A 14,766-nucleotide genomic window follows, 5' to 3' on the forward strand; every position below is an offset into this window, starting at 1 on the left:
GTTGTCGCCACCCATGCGGTGGCAGGTCCAGCACCTTCTACACGTGGAGTAAGAATTCCTGTGAACTCGACCAATCGCACCGTGGTCGTCACCGGTGTTGGTGCCACGACGCCGCTGGGTGGCGACGCCCCGTCGACCTGGGAGGCCATGCTGGCCGGCCGGTCCGGCGTCCGCCTCCTGGAGGAGGAATGGGCGGCCGAACTGCCGGTCCGCATCGCCGCGAAGGCCGCGGTCGACCCGGGCACCGTCATCCCGCGCCCGCAGGCCCGCAAGCTCGACCGTTCGGCCCAGTTCGCCCTGATCGCGGCCCGTGAGGCGTGGGCGGACGCGGGGTTCACCGCCAAGGCGGGCGAGGACTCCTCGATCGACCCCGACCGGCTGGGCGCGGTCGTGGCCTCCGGCATCGGCGGGGTCACCACCCTGCTCGACCAGTACGACGTGCTGCGCGAGAAGGGGGTCCGCAAGGTCTCCCCGCACACCGTGCCGATGCTGATGCCCAACAGCCCGGCGGCGAACGTCAGCATCGCCCTCAACGCCCGCGCGGGCGCGCACACCCCGGTGAGCGCGTGCGCGTCCGGCGCCGAGGCCATCGGCTACGCCATCGAGATGATCCGCACCGGCCGCGCCGATGTGGTCGTCGCCGGCGGCACCGAGGCGTCCATCCACCCGCTGCCCATGGTCGCCTTCGGCAACATGATGGCGATGTCCAAGAACAACGACGACCCACAGGGCGCCTCGCGCCCGTTCGACGTCGACCGCAACGGGTTCGTGATGGGCGAGGGCTCGGGCGCCATCGTCCTGGAGTCGGCTGAGCACGCCGCCGCACGCGGCGCCCGGGTGTACGCACAGGCCATCGGCCAGGGCATCTCGGCCGACGCCCACCACATCACCCAGCCGGAGCCGTCCGGCAACGGCATCGGGAACGCACTGCAGAACCTGGTGGAGAACACCGGCCTCGACGGTGCCGAGATCGCGCACGTCAACGCGCACGCGACCTCGACGCCGCAGGGCGACCTGGCGGAGATCAAGGCGCTGCGCAAGGTGTTCGGCGACCACGTGGACCACATGGCGGTCTCCGCCACCAAGTCCATGACGGGCCATCTGCTCGGCGGCGCGGGCGGTGTGGAGACGGTGGCCAGCGTGCTCGCGCTGTACCACCGGATCGCCCCGCCGACGCTCAACCTCGTCACCCCGGACCCGGAGGCGGACGCGGACTTCGTGACCGGCGAGGCCCGGCCGCTGCCCAGTGAGGGCCCGATCGCCGCGCTGAACGACTCGTTCGGCTTCGGCGGCCACAACGTGGTGCTGGCCTTCCGCACGCTCTGACCCTCGGCCGCCCCCTCCAGGGGCCCTGCCCAAGCGTGTGGCCCGCCTCGTGGCCCGCCTCCGGCTCCGACCGGAGGCGGGCCCTTCGCGTGTCGGCCTTTGGGGGCATCGGCCATGGGGGCGCCGGCCATGGGGGCGCCGGTCCTCGGGGCGCCGGCCCCTGGGGGCGCCGGCCCCTGGGGGCGCCAGCCCCTGGGGGCGCCGGCCCCTGGGGGCGCCAGCCCCTGGGGGCGCCAGCCCCTGGGGGCGCCAGCCCCTGGGGGCGCCGGCCCCTGGGGGCGCCAGCCCCTGGGGGCGCCGGTCCTCGGGGGCGCCGGCCCTCGGGGCGCCGGCCCTTGAGCGCCAGCCCTTGAGCCACCGGCCCTTAGGGCGCTGGTCCTTGAGGCGTCAGCCCTTGGATGCCGGTCCTTGAGGCGCCGGCCCTTGGGCGCCAGCCCCTGGGGGCGCCAGCCCCTGGGGGCGCCAGCCCCTGGGGGCGCCAGCCCCTGGGGGCGCCAGCCCCTGGGGGCGCCAGCCCCTGGGGGCGCCAGCCCCTGGGGGCGCCAGCCCCTGGGGGCGCCAGCCCCTGGGGGCGCCAGCCCCTGGGGGCGCCAGCCCCTGGGGGCGCCAGCCCCTGGGGGCGCCAGCCCCTGGGGGCGCCAGCCCCTGGGGGCGCCAGCCCCTGGGGGCGCCAGCCCCTGGGGGCGCCAGCCCCTGGGGGCGCCAGCCCCTGGGGGCGCCAGCCCCTGGGGGCGCCAGCCCCTGGGGGCGCCAGCCCCTGGGGGCGCCAGCCCCTGGGGGCGCCAGCCCCTGGGGGCGTCAGCCCTCGGGGCGTCAGCCCTGGGGCGCCGGCCATTGGGGCGCCGGTCCTTGGGGCGCCGGTCCTTGGGGCGCCGGTCCTTGGGGCGTCAGCCCTTCGTGTCGTCGAAGCTGGCGAAGTACGAGGCCACCATGTCCTCGTCGCCGTGGCCCGCCTCGATGGCGCGGCGGAACCGCTCGGCGCCCGCGGCCGCCACGTCCAGACGCACTCCGGCCCGTTCCCCGGCCGCCACGATCAGCCGGGCGTCCTTCTCGGCGGTCCTGGTCGCGAAGCTGGGCTCGAGGTCGCCCCGGAGCAGTTGGGCCGACTTGGTCCGCATATAGCCGTTGTCCAGCGGTCCGCCCTCCACCGCGCCCAGGAAGCCCTGCCAGTCCACGCCCAGCCCCTTGGCGAGGGCGGCCGCCTCGGCGGTGGCGTTGGTGACGCCCAGCACCCAGCTGTTGAGCACGAGCTTGAGCCGGGTGGCGGCGGCCTCCTCGGCGCTCTCGCCGACCCACACCGTACGGCTGCCGATGGCGTCGAAGACCGGCCAGACGACCGGGCGGACGGCGTTGGGCCCGGCGGCCAGCACCACGAGCTGTCCGCTCTCCGCGGGCTGCTTGGTGCCGAGGACGGGCGAGTCGACGAGGACGAGATCCTTCTCACGGGCGAACGCGGCGAGCGATTCCAGCGCGTCCAGCCCCGCCGTGGTGGCCTGGACCCACGCGGTTCCGGGGCGCAGCGCGGAGGCGGCCTGCCGCATCGTCTCCAGGACCGCGGCGCCGTCGTGGAGGATCGTCAGGACGGCGTCGGCGCCGTCCACCGCCTCGGCCGGGGTGTCGGTGACGCGCACACCGTCCTGGCCGAGCGGCTCGGCCTTGGAGCGGGTGCGGTTCCACGCGCGGACGTCGAGCCCGGAGCGGGCGAGGTTGCGGGCCATGCCCGAGCCCATGATGCCGGTGCCGAGGACCGCGACGGACGTTGCCGGGAGTTGTTCGGTCATACCGTCACGCTAGGACGTGAAGCGTGCTCGAAGCCAAAGGGGCGGCGGCGCGTCAGACGCTCAGACGACCTGGTGCAGCCAGCGGACGGGCGCGCCCTCACCCGCGTAGCGGAACGGCTCCAACTCGTCGTCCCAGGGCTTGCCCAGCAGCTTGGCGATCTCCTCCTCCAGCTCGCTCTCGCCGCGGGCGGAGCGGACGAGGGCGGCGCGCAGCCGGTCCTCGGGGATCAGGATGTCGCCGTGCATGCCGGTGACGGCGTGAAAGATGCCCAGCTCGGGAGTGGAGCTGTAGCGCTCGCCCTCGGCGGTGGCGCAGGGCTCGGCGGTCACCTCGAAGCGCAGCAGATGCCAGCCGCGGAGCGCGGACGCCAGTTTGGAGGCCGTACCCACCTCGCCCTGCCAGGAGAACTCGGCACGCCAGGTGCCATTGGCGGCGGGCTGTTTGATCCAGTCGAGGGTGACGCGCACGCCGAGGACGCCCGCGATGGCCCATTCGACGTGCGGGCACAGCGCGCGCGGAGCGGAGTGCACATACAGAACTCCACGTGTCGTCACCGGGACCTCCTGTGCGGTTCGAGGTGTGCCTTCCCCAGCGGCCTCGCGCCCGTACCGGTCCCGCCCGGGACATCGGATCACATTCTGCCCTAGCGATCACGCCCACACCAGTCTCGACGTTACCTTCAGTGAAATTTATCGTGCAGAATTCTCTAGAAACTGGACAGGATGTGACGTGGCGTAAGGTGCTGTTACCGCGCGGCGCGCCATGCCGCCGGGACGTCGCTCAACCTGGCACGAGAAACTGGCACGGGAAACGCGGAAACACAGGAACCACGAGGAAAACGTACCGTGCGGGTCGGCCGGAGGAGTGACGTACCGTCGGTCCGGACAGACATCACCCAACAGCCGGAGGGGGAACAGCCATGCGGGTCAGCGGGACACGCCGGAAGCGATCGGCGGCCGCTTCCTCGACCACGCGTACGGTCGTGCGCCCGACCCCGCGTACCGCCTCGCGCACCGCCCCACGCACCGCGGGGCGCACTGGTGTGGTGCTGTTCACCACCGCCGCCGTGCTGAGCTCGGCGGGCTGCTTCGGCAGTTCGGACGACCCGTCCCGGCACGGTCCGGCCCGCGCCCAGAAGACCCCCGGCGCCAAGACGGTCGTCTGGAACACCCGGCCGAGCTCGATCGCCTCCCTGGGCGACTCCATCACCCGCGGCTTCGACGCCTGCTCCGTCCTCTCCGACTGCCCCGAGGTGTCCTGGTCCACCGGCACCGATGTGCGGAGCCTCGCCCAGCGGCTGCTGCCCACCGCCACCGCCCGCGCGGGGACGAACGCCTGGAACTTCGCCAAGACCGGCGCGGTGGTGGCCGACCTCCCCGGCCAGATCGAGGCGGCCGCGGCCCACAAGCCGAAGCTGATCACCGTGATGATCGGCGCCAATGACGCCTGCCGGGACTCGGTCGACGACATGACCTCCACCGAGCAGTTCCGCACCACCTTCACCTCGGCCCTCACCCGGCTGCGCCGTGATCTGCCCAAGACCCAGGTGTATGTGGCCAGCGTGCCCAATCTGATGCGGCTGTGGTCGGAGGGGCGGAAGAACATCTTCGGCAAGCAGATCTGGAAGCTGGGCATCTGCCCGTCCATGCTGAAGGACTCCGACGCCGTGGACGCGGCCTCCAACGAGCGGCGGCAGCGGGTGGCGGACCAGGTGACGGCGTACAACAAGGTGCTGAAGGACGTCTGCGGGCGGGATGTGCTGTGCCGGTACGACCCGGCGGTGCACGAGTACCGCTTCACGTCGGCCGAGCTGAGCAAATGGGACTGGTTCCACCCCAGCAAGCGGGGCCAGCAGCAACTCGCCGACATGGCCTACCGCCGCATCACGGAAACCACGCCGTGATGGGGCCCGCCGCCACGTGATGGGGGCCGCCACGTATTGGGGTCCGCCGCGTGGCCGAGTCCGCGCCGTGGCCAGGGCCGAGCCGCGGCCGCCACATGACCGGACCGCGTCATACCCCAGGCAGCGACGTGGCCAGGGGCGCCACGTGACCGGAGCCGCCATGTGCCCGGAGCCGCCATGTGCCCGAAGCCGCGCCGGAGCCCGAGCCGCACGTGACCCGGGCCATCACGTGACCGGGGCCATCACGTGACCCGAGCCGCGCCGTGCCGTGACCCAGGCCGCCACATGACCGGGGCCACCACGTGCCCGGAGCCGCGCCGTGGCCCGAGCCGCACCGTGACCCAGGCCACCACATGATCGGGGCCATCACATGGCCCGAGCCGCGCCGTGCCGTGACCCAGGCCGCCACATGACCGGGGCCACCACGTGGCCCGAGCCGTGCCGTGATCCAGGCCGCCACCTGGCCCGAGCCGCGTCACGACCCAGGCCACCACGTGCCCCGAGCCGCGCCCGTGCCCCGAGGCGGGTCACCACCCGACCCGCCCCGCCACCTGACCCGAACCGTGCCGTGACCCAGGCCGCCACATGACCGGGGCCACCACGTGTCCGGAGGCGCGCCGTGACCCGAGCCGCGCCGTGACCCGGGCCGCCACGTGACCGGGGCCATCACGTGACGGGAGCCGCGTCACGACCCAGGCCACCGTCTGACCCGCCCCGCCACCTGACGCGAGCCGCGCCGTGACCCAGGCCACCACGTGGCCGGAGCCACAACCCAGGTGCGCGGTCGTCGGTCGTCTTCTCAGGGCACGCGCACCGGTACCGACACTCGGCGGTCGGCTACGCTGCGGCCCGCCTCCGCCGTATAGCTGCCGGGGACCAGCCGCCAGGCGCCCTTCGTCTCGTCCCAGATCTCCGCCGCCCGGCGGGGCAGGGGGATGGCCGCCTCCGCCGTCTCCCCCGGGCCCGCGGTGACCGGGGCGAAGGCCGCGAGGCATCGCACGGGCCGCTCCTCGCCGTCGTCCTCGGGCACCGTGAGGTAGATCTGCACCACCTCGCGCCCGGCCCGCTCCCCGGTGTTGCGGACCCGCACGGTCACGGTGCCCAGCACTCCGTCGCCCTCTTCGGTGCCGTGCCCGCCGGCGGTCGGCGCGGGGGTGAAGTCCACCGCCTCGTAGGCCCAGTCGGTGTATCCGAGGCCGTGGCCGAACCAGTACGCCGGAGCGGGTCCCTGTCGCCGCTCCCAGGCCCGGTAGCCGATGAACACGCCCTCGTCGTAGACCAGCCGGCCCTCGCTCGGGGTCACGGTGGACACCGGGGCGTCCGCGAGCCGCTCGGGCCAGGTCGTGGGCAGCCGCCCGCCGGGCTCCTCCGCGCCCAGCAGGACATCGGCGAGCGCGGCCCCCGCCTCCTGGCCCGGGAACCAGCTCAGCAGCACCGCGGCGGCCTCCTCCCGCCAGTCCATCTCCACCGGGGAGCCGGCGTTGACCACCACCACGGTGGGGGTGCCGGTGGCGGCGACGCGCCGCACGAGCTCGTCCTGGCGGCCCGGCAGCCGCAGATGCTTCCGGTCGAACCCCTCGCTCTCGACCCGCTCGGTGGTGGCGACCACCACCACGGCCACCTCGGCCGCCGAGGCCGCGGCGACGGCCTCCCGGATGAGCTCCTCGGCGTCCCGCTCCGGGGCCCGGTGCATCAGGCTGAAGCAGACGGCGTCGAGAAAGGCCTCCTCATGCCGCGCCACCACGCAGGTGAGGCTGACCTCCACAGGCTCGCCCGCCGTGAGCTCCACCTGGCCCCGCGGCACCGGTGAGCCCAGGAACGCCTCGAAGGGGTCGTCGACGGCCGCCGGGAGCTGCTCCCCTTCGAAGAGCACCTGCCCGTCCACGACCAGCCGGAGGCCGCCCAGCCCCCTGGTGCCGAAGGAGTGCGCGCCGCTCTCGCGCGGGGTGAAGGTGCCGACGGTCTCGACCGTGTGCAGCTCCTCGTAGCTCACCCCGTCGGGGAAGTCGCCGATCCACTGCACCTGCCCGCTGGGCAGCCGCGACTCGCCGAGCACCCGCCCGTCGGCGGCCCGGACCACGGCGCGCAGCTCGAATCCGTGGGCGGCGGGGGCGAGTTCGTCGGTGGGGTCGGCGCCCACGGCGTAGCTGAGCCGGACCTCCGGCGGCAGGGCGGCCCGCAGCCCGTCGAGCGGTGAGACCACATGGTCGGGGAAGACCACCGCCGAGCCGCCGCCCAGCACCCGCGCGTCCCGCGCCGCCGCGCCGATCAGGGCCAGCGACCGCACCCCGCCGGGACCGTGGACACCGAGGGGCAGCACCGCGTCCCGGCCGCCCGCGCCCTCGTTCCGCAGCAGCACGAAGGACCGCCGGGCGATCTCGCGGGCCAGCGCGTCCCCGTCGATCGGGGCGGGCCGGTCGGCGGGCGCGACGGCCGGGGCCGCTCCGTCCAGGACGCCGACCCGGGCGGCCAGGGTGAGCAGCCGCCGCACCGCCGCGTCCAGCTCCGCCTCGGTCACCCGGCCCGCGCGCACCGCGGCGGCCAGCGCCTCGCCGTAGACGGTCCGCGGACCGGGCATCGCGACGTCGAGGCCGCCCTTCAGGCCGCGCACGGTGTCCCGGGCGGCCATCCAGTCGGAGACGATGAAGCCGTCGAACCCCCACTCACCGCGCAGCACCCCCTGCTGGAGCTCGTGGTGCTCGGTCATGGTGGCGCCGTTGACCCCGTTGTAGGCGGCCATGACGCCCCAGGGGCGGGCGTTCTTGACGATGGCTTCGAAGGGCGCCAGATACAGCTCGCGCAGGGCCCGCGCACCGATCTCGTTGTCGACCGTGAAGCGCTCGGTCTCGGCGTCGTTGGCCACGAAGTGCTTGACGGTGGTGCCCACTCCGCCTTCCTGCACCCCCGTCACATAGCCGGTGCCGATCGCGCCGGTGAGATACGGATCCTCGCTGTACGCCTCGAAGTGCCGCCCGCCCAGCGGGGAGCGGTGCAGATTGACCGTCGGCGCCAGCAGCACATGGACGCCCTTGCGGCGCGCCTCCTGAGCGAGCAGCCGGCCCGCCCGCCGGGCGAGCTCCGGGTCCCAGGTCGCGGCGAGGGCGGTGGGGCTGGGCAGGGCGACGGAGGGGTCGTCGGCGGTCCAGTGGACGCCCCGGACGCCGATCGGGCCGTCGGACATCACCAGGGAGCGCAGCCCGATCGCGGGAACGGCGGGCAGGCTCCACATGTCCTGCCCGGACAACAGCCGCGCCTTGGTGTCCAGATCGAGGAGGCCGAGGGCCTTCTCCACGGCCTCCGCCGTACCGGCGGCCTCCGCCGTGCCGCCGCCCCCTGCCGTACCGTCGGCCCCTGCCCTGCCGTCGTCGCCGATCGCGTGCGCCATCGCTCGCCCTCCCGCTGCGGGTCCTGTCCGGCTCTTTGTCACTGCGTTACTTCGTGACCGCGTCACTTCGTCACTGCATCAACAGCGTTCACCGCGTCCGGGCCATCGTGGACCCGAGAACCTGTCACCAGGTAGGTACCGTTATCGATCCGTTATCAAACATGCTCTACGGTACGAGCATGGACAGGGTGACGGAGCGCGCTACCAGACGTGGTGAGGAGCGACGGGCGGAGATCGTCCGGTCCGCGCTCGAAGTGATCGCCGAGCGCGGCTACCGGGGCGCGACCCTCGGGGCGGTCGCCGAGCGGGTGGGGCTCACCCAGCAGGGGCTGCTCCACTACTTCCCCACCAAGGAGTCCCTGCTCATCGCCGTGCTCGAGGAGCGCGACCAGTGGGACACCGGCTCCGCCCGGCGGGACGGCGGGGACGCGTGGCCGCTGGACCTGCTCGCCACGCTGGTGGAGTACAACGCGATGCGCCCCGGAGTCGTCCAGACCTTCTCCGCGCTCCTCGGCGAGAGCGTCACCGGCGACCACCCCGCACGCGGCTTCTTCACCCAGCGCTATGCGAAGGTGCGCGCCGACATGGCGGCCACCCTGCGCGGCGAGTTCGGCGACCGGCTCCCCGGCGGGCTCACTCCCGAGGCCGCCGCGCCGCTGGTGGTGGCGGTGATGGACGGATTGCAGTTCCAGTGGCTGCACGACCGGGACGCGGTGGACATGCCCGCCCTCTTCCGGGCCTTCGTCTCCCTGCTGGAGCAGGGAGACGAGGAGACCTCATGACGGCGCGTACCGGCCCGCTCGTGACGTCGGCTCAGTCGTCGTCCGCGACCAGCCTGACCTTCTGATCGATCCCGGCCACGTTCCTCGGCACCGGTCCGAGGAGGTCGTTGAAGCCGTACTTCAGCAGCACGCCCTCGACGTCCGCCGGCCCCCGCACATACCGCCCCACCCCCGTCCCGTCGATCACCCAGCGGTGCCGCCACCCGTCACAGACCGCCTCGTACCCCCCGAGGCCATGACGCTCCCGGCCCTGGACGAGGGTGACGAGAACGCTCGCCCTCAGCCCTTCCGAGCCGTTCCCGGCACACCGGTAGCTTCCGTACAGCGTGACGGAGCCGTCCGGGGTGACGTCCCCGGTGCGGTCGACGGTCAGATCGTCGGTCCAGAGCGCGGATGGCCGCAGGTGGACGGAGCGCTCCCCCCGGGGGGCCGGACCCGACCACCCGGGGCTGGGCGCGGCATGGGCGGCCGGCGCCGCCATGAGGAGAACGATGAGGGCGCCGAGGGCGCGACGGCGGTTGCGCATGGACGTACGTACCTCCATGGACGGGGAACGGATTTTCCCCGTACAGCTACCGGGCGCCCGGACTCGTCCGGGGGAACCTCACCCCTTGGGCGGCGTGTCCAGCACCCCCGAGCGGGTGATCGCCGGGCGCCCGGTTGACCTGGCGGCGCCCTTACGGCCTCACCGCGGCCCGGCACCGGTCTCAGCACGCCCGGTACCGGTCTCACCGCGCCTCGGCACGGTTTCAGCGCGCCTCGGCGAGGCAGTCGCGCTCCGGATCGCCCCGCAGTCCGGGGGCCAGGGCCAGGGTGACGGCCACGGACACCGCCGCCATCACGGCCATCGCCACGGCCGGCGAGGTGGGCTGCGCCAGCGCGCCCGCGAGGGCGGCGGACACGCCCTGCATGGTGAGCATGCCCGAGGAGTGCAGCCCCAGGGCCTGGCCGCTCATCTCGTCCGGGGTCAGGGCCATCAGCCGCTGCTGGAGCGGCAGCGTGGCCGAGAAGCCGATGGAGGCGAGGACGACGGCGGCCAGCGCGAGGGGCAGCGGCGGGTGCAGGGCGAAGACCAGGTACGGCGCGGCCAGCAGCAGCCGCAGGGGCGCCGCGAGCCGCTCGCGGCGGTGCGGCGGCAGCAGCCGTCCGGTGAGGACGTCCCCCATCAGCATGCCGAGGGAGCCGACGGCGAAGAGCAGTCCGGCGTGCTCGGGTGCGTAGGGCACGAAGAGGGATTCACAGCCGACGATCAGCCCGTTGGGCACCCAGAGCGCGTAATAGACCTGGCGGCGGGGCGCGGAGGACCACAGCCGCGCGTTGACGCGCCAGGTCTCGGCGACCGAGGGCCGCCCCTGGGCCCGCGCCGGACGCCCGCTCAGGCCCAGCCGGGCGGTGGCGGCCGCGAGCAGGTACAGGGCGGCGGCGGTGATCAGGGTGCCGCGCGCCGAGAGAGCGGTCACCAGGAGGCCGCCGACCGCGTATCCGCCGATCTGCATCGTGCCGCTGGACATGTTGATCACGGAACGGCCCAGCGGATAGCCGTCCTTGGGCAGGATCTCGGTGAGCAGCCCAAGGCGGACGGCGCCGCCGAGGGAGGCCGCCGCGCCCAGCCCGAGCACGATGGCCAGGATCGCCGCCACCGGCAGGCCGGGGAGGGCCAACGCGGCGGTCCCCAGGGCGAAGAGCGCCGCCAGTCCGGACAGTGCGGCGCGCGGCGGCAGCCGGTCGGCCGCCGACAGCAGCGCCAGCGCGCCCGCCACTTGGGCCAGCGAGGGGCCGAACATGCTGAGCGCGGAGAGCAGCGGTGAGCCGGTCGCCGCGTAGACCAGGGTGCCGAGGGCGAGTCCGCTCGCCGTCGAGGCGGCCACCTGCATGGCGGAGGTCAGGAACAGCGGGGTGAACTCCGGGACCCGGAACACTTCTCGATAGGTACGCATGGCCGTCAGGCTCGGGAGTGACCACGCGATGGCGTTAATGTTTCGCGCGGACGCGAAACCGCGAGGCGGCTGGCGCGCGGACGCGGGACTTGCGCGCGGACGCCCCACTCTCGCGCGGACGCGGGCTTAGGTGCCGACGCGGACGTACGCGCGGACGCGAGACCACACGCCGACGCGAGAGACCACGGGGCGGTGGCCGGGAGGTGGCGGCATGGGGCTGTGGCTCGTCGACGCGGATACGCTCGCGGGCGGCCGGTTCGTCCTCTCCCCCCTCGCCGAGACCACCGCGGCCCTGGTCACCCTGGAGCGTGCGCGGGCCGCGCACCCCGGCGAACGGGCCTGGCTCGACGCCCATCTGCCGGCCTACCGGGCGCGGCTGACCGACGACCCGGTCACCGCGCTGCTCGTCCGGGCCGCACTGGGCCGGACCTGGCTCGCGGACTTCCTCACCCAGACGCCGCCGGGCGAGGGCGAGCCGTCCTTCGAGCAGGAACTGGCCCGCATCCGCGCGACGGCCCCCGCCACCGCGCGCGCGGACCTCACGGTCTCCCTGGGCCGCTCCCCGCTCCCCGCCGTGCTGCGCCGCGACGACCTGCCGGAGCGGCTCGCGGATCTGCTGGCGTGGGTGTGGACGGAGACGGTGCTGCCGTCCTGGCCGCGCCGCCGCCGGATCGTCGAGGCCGACGTGGTGGCGCGCACCGGCCAGGTGAGCCAGGGCGGCTGGGCGGCCGTGCTGGACGAGCTGCGGCCGGGGATGCGGTGGCTGGGCGGGAGCCGGCTCCAGATCAACGCCCATGACCATCCGCCCCGCGCGGTCCACGGCGCCCAGTTGCTCTTCGTCCCCGTCACCCCCGCCGCCGGGTGGGTCTCCTGGGCCGCGCCGCACCGCTACGCCGTGGTGTACCCCTGCGCCGGCGTCCTCGCCGTATCCGATCCGCCCCCGGCCCCCGATTCCCTCGCCCGTCTCCTCGGCCCGGCCCGCGCGAGCGTCCTGGTCCTCCTCGACACCCCGAAGAGCACCACCCACCTGGTGGCCCTCACCGGTCAGACCCTGGGCTCGGTCGGCCGCCATCTGCGGGTCCTGCGCGAGGCCCGCCTGGTGCGGCGACGGCGGGCGGGACGGTCGGTGCTGTACGACCGGACGGCGGCGGGTGAGGTGCTGGTGCGGGCCCAGGGGAACGACTGACCGGATGCGAAGGCGCTCAGAAAGTAACGCGATCAGAACGCAACGCGATCAGAAAGTACGCGCACAGAAAGCAGAGACGTACCCCGCGCAGGCATGTCGCATGGCGCCTTGATCGGTCATGATGGTTCTTGATCGGTCATGATGGGTTGTCACGTTCGAATGTCATTCGACGCATGACCATTGACACCCCTGACGCGCGCTTACTACCGTCACGCCAAGATTTCGAACGTGTGACGAAATATCGAACATCGCGGAAGGTCGATTGCTGTGCGCATCACCGGAATCAGTACGCATGTCGTCGGCACCCCCTGGCGCAACCTCACCTATGTGCAGGTCCACACGGATGAGGGGATCACCGGCGTCGGCGAGACCCGCATGCTCGGGCACACCGATGCGCTGCTGGGATATCTGCGCGAGGCCGAGGCCAACCACATCGCCGGGTCGGACCCGTTCGCGGTGGAGGACCTGGTCCGGCGGATGAAGTACGGCGACTACGGCCGGGCGGGCGAGATCGTGATGTCCGGGATCGCCTGTGTGGAGATGGCCTGCTGGGACATCAAGGGCAAGGCGCTCGGGGTGCCCGTCTGGCAGCTGCTGGGCGGGAAGGTGACGGACAAGGTCAAGGCGTACGCCAACGGCTGGTACACCGTCGAGCGCACCCCCGAGGCGTTCCACAAGGCGGCCTCCACGGTGGTCGAGCGCGGCTACCGGGCGCTGAAGCTGGACCCGTTCGGCACCGGCCACTTCGAGCTGGACCACGCCGAGACCCTGCATTCGCTCTCCCTCGTGGAGGCCGTGCGGGACGCGATCGGGCCGGAGACCGAGCTGCTGGTGGAGATGCACGGCCGGTTCAGCCCGGCGACCGCCGTGCGCCTCGCGGCGGAGCTGGAGCGGTTCCAGCCGTCGTGGTTGGAGGAGCCGGTGCCGCCGGAGAACCTCAAGGCGCTCGCGAAGGTCGCGGAGAAGACGCCGCTGCCGATCGCGACGGGTGAGCGCATCCACGACCGGATCGAGTTCCGCGAGCTGTTCGAGTCGCAGGCCGCCGACATCATCCAGCCCGACCTCGGCCACATCGGCGGCATCGGCGAGACGCGCAAGCTGGCCGCCACGGCCGAGACGCACTACGTCCTGGTCGCCCCGCACAACGTGGGCGGCTCCGTGCTGACCGCCGCCTCGCTGCAACTCGCCGGCTGCACCCCGAACTTCAAGATCCTGGAGCACTTCAACGACTTCGCCGACGCGGAGATCAAGAAGGTGGTCAAGGGTGCTCCGCAGGTCGTGGACGGCTACTTCCAGCTCTCCCACGAGCCCGGTCTCGGCGTGGAGCTGGACACCGACGCGGCGGCCGAATTCCCCCAGCAGCAGGCCCGTTTCGACCTGTGGGCCGAGGGCTGGGAGAAGAGGAACCCGAAGGGCGGGCGGAAGTGACCGCGCTCGTCCTGGACGCCCCCGGCGCGTTCCGCCTCGTCGAGACGGAGACCGGGACCGAACCGGCCCCGCCCGGCCCCGGGGACGCCCGGGTGCGGGTGTACGCCTCGGGGATCTGCGGCAGTGACCGCGAGCTGTACCAGGGGAACCGGCCCGAGGGCTATGTCCGCTATCCCGTCACCCCCGGCCACGAGTGGTCCGGGACGGTCGAGGCGGTGGGCGCGGGCGTGCCGGAGGCGCTCGTCGGCCGTAAGGTCGTCGGCGAGGGGTTCCGCAACTGCCAGGTGTGCGACCGCTGCCACGCCGGGGACACCACGCTGTGCACGGCGGGGTACGAGGAGACGGGGTTCACCCAGCCCGGGGCGATGGCCGACACCCTGACCCTGCCGGCCCGGCTGCTGCACCCGCTGGGGGACGACGCCGACCTCGGCGCCGCCGCGCTGCTGGAGCCGGCCGCGTGCATCGCCGCCGCCGCGCTCAAGGCCCACGCCCGGCCCGGTGAGCGGGTCGCGGTGGTCGGCACCGGGACGCTCGGCATGATCGCCGTGCAGTTCCTCGCCGCCGTCTCCCCCGCCGACCTGCTGGTGGTGGGCACCCGCCCGGACCGGGAGCAGCTGTCCCTGGACTTCGGCGCCACCGCCTTCCGTACCCGGGACCGGCTGTCCGACCAGCTCGGGGGCTACGACGTGGTCATCGAGACCGCCGGATCGGCCTCCGCCGCCCGCACCTCCGCCTCGCTGCTGCGCCGCGGCGGCCGGCTGGTGCTCACCGGCATCCCGGCGGCGGGCGCGGACGGGCTGGACCCCACCGATCTGGTGGTCCGCCAGATCGAGGTGCAGACCGTCTTCGGCGCCCCGCCCGCCGCCTGGTCGCACGCCGTCCAGGTGTTCGACGCCGGGCTGCTGACGCTGCGGCCGCTGATCACCCATGAGCTGCCGCTCACCGACTTCGCCACCGCGATCGAACTCGTCGGCGGCGGTGATCCGGCCGTCGGCAAGGTGCTGCTGCGGCCGCAGGCCCCTTAGCGCCTGGCACCC

Annotated in this window: 11 protein-coding genes; 6 read left to right on the top strand and 5 right to left on the bottom strand. The window is 73.6% G+C overall.

The features are described 5' to 3' along the window. Positions 1 to 60 precede the first annotated feature (60 nt). Entirely contained in the window at positions 61 to 1,326 is a 1,266-nt protein-coding gene (locus PS467_RS13795) for a beta-ketoacyl-[acyl-carrier-protein] synthase family protein (RefSeq protein WP_311035528.1), read from the top strand. Positions 1,327 to 2,213: 887 nt separating this feature from the next. Here the strand turns inward: PS467_RS13795 and PS467_RS13800 are convergent. Both PS467_RS13800 and PS467_RS13805 read right to left on the bottom strand, forming a co-directional pair. Beyond that, positions 2,214 to 3,107, bottom strand: coding sequence for an NAD(P)-dependent oxidoreductase (locus PS467_RS13800; protein WP_311035529.1), 894 nt, complete (start codon positions 3,105 to 3,107; stop codon positions 2,214 to 2,216). 60 nt (positions 3,108 to 3,167) lie between these two features. Next, positions 3,168 to 3,662 (bottom strand): DUF3145 domain-containing protein, encoded by a 495-nt coding sequence (locus tag PS467_RS13805; protein ID WP_268971794.1) that lies wholly within the window; start codon positions 3,660 to 3,662, stop codon positions 3,168 to 3,170. Between the two features lie 365 nt (positions 3,663 to 4,027). On the opposite strand from PS467_RS13805, the gene PS467_RS13810 reads away from it, so the two are divergent. Further along, the gene (locus PS467_RS13810) at positions 4,028 to 5,011 is read left to right on the top strand and encodes an SGNH/GDSL hydrolase family protein (RefSeq protein ID WP_311035530.1); all 984 of its coding nucleotides are present in this window, start codon (positions 4,028 to 4,030) and stop codon (positions 5,009 to 5,011) included. A 799-nt stretch (positions 5,012 to 5,810) separates the two neighbouring features. Here the strand turns inward: PS467_RS13810 and PS467_RS13815 are convergent. Then, a complete protein-coding gene (locus PS467_RS13815; RefSeq protein ID WP_311035531.1) occupies positions 5,811 to 8,396 on the bottom strand; it encodes a glycoside hydrolase family 3 protein in 2,586 nt (861 codons plus the stop codon). Positions 8,397 to 8,575: 179 nt separating this feature from the next. Here PS467_RS13815 and PS467_RS13820 point away from each other — a divergent pair, with 179 nt between their 5' ends. Next, positions 8,576 to 9,178 (top strand): TetR/AcrR family transcriptional regulator, encoded by a 603-nt coding sequence (locus PS467_RS13820; protein WP_311035532.1) that lies wholly within the window; start codon positions 8,576 to 8,578, stop codon positions 9,176 to 9,178. Between the two features lie 31 nt (positions 9,179 to 9,209). Here PS467_RS13820 and PS467_RS13825 read toward each other — a convergent pair whose 3' ends face one another. Both PS467_RS13825 and PS467_RS13830 read right to left on the bottom strand, forming a co-directional pair. Beyond that, positions 9,210 to 9,704, bottom strand: a complete 495-nt coding sequence (locus PS467_RS13825; RefSeq protein WP_311035533.1) for a DUF6299 family protein — start codon at positions 9,702 to 9,704, stop codon at positions 9,210 to 9,212. Between the two features lie 223 nt (positions 9,705 to 9,927). After that, positions 9,928 to 11,115, bottom strand: a complete 1,188-nt coding sequence (locus PS467_RS13830; protein WP_311035534.1) for an MFS transporter — start codon at positions 11,113 to 11,115, stop codon at positions 9,928 to 9,930. A gap of 211 nt (positions 11,116 to 11,326) precedes the next feature. On the opposite strand from PS467_RS13830, the gene PS467_RS13835 reads away from it, so the two are divergent. The 3 genes from PS467_RS13835 to PS467_RS13845 all read left to right on the top strand — a co-directional run bounded on the left by PS467_RS13835 (position 11,327) and on the right by PS467_RS13845 (position 14,754). Next, a complete protein-coding gene (locus tag PS467_RS13835; RefSeq protein WP_311035535.1) occupies positions 11,327 to 12,301 on the top strand; it encodes a transcriptional regulator in 975 nt (324 codons plus the stop codon). 267 nt (positions 12,302 to 12,568) lie between these two features. After that, positions 12,569 to 13,729: a mandelate racemase/muconate lactonizing enzyme family protein gene (locus PS467_RS13840; protein ID WP_311035536.1), complete on the top strand. Its 1,161-nt coding sequence runs from the start codon at positions 12,569 to 12,571 to the stop codon at positions 13,727 to 13,729. Then, complete coding sequence (locus PS467_RS13845) at positions 13,726 to 14,754, top strand: zinc-dependent alcohol dehydrogenase (RefSeq protein ID WP_311035537.1); 1,029 nt, start codon at positions 13,726 to 13,728, stop codon at positions 14,752 to 14,754. Before PS467_RS13840 ends, PS467_RS13845 begins: the two co-directional genes overlap by 4 nt. The last annotated feature ends 12 nt before the right edge of the window (positions 14,755 to 14,766 follow it).

The sequence above is a fragment of the Streptomyces luomodiensis genome (assembly GCF_031679605.1).
Taxonomy (GTDB): Bacteria; Actinomycetota; Actinomycetes; order Streptomycetales; family Streptomycetaceae; genus Streptomyces; species Streptomyces luomodiensis.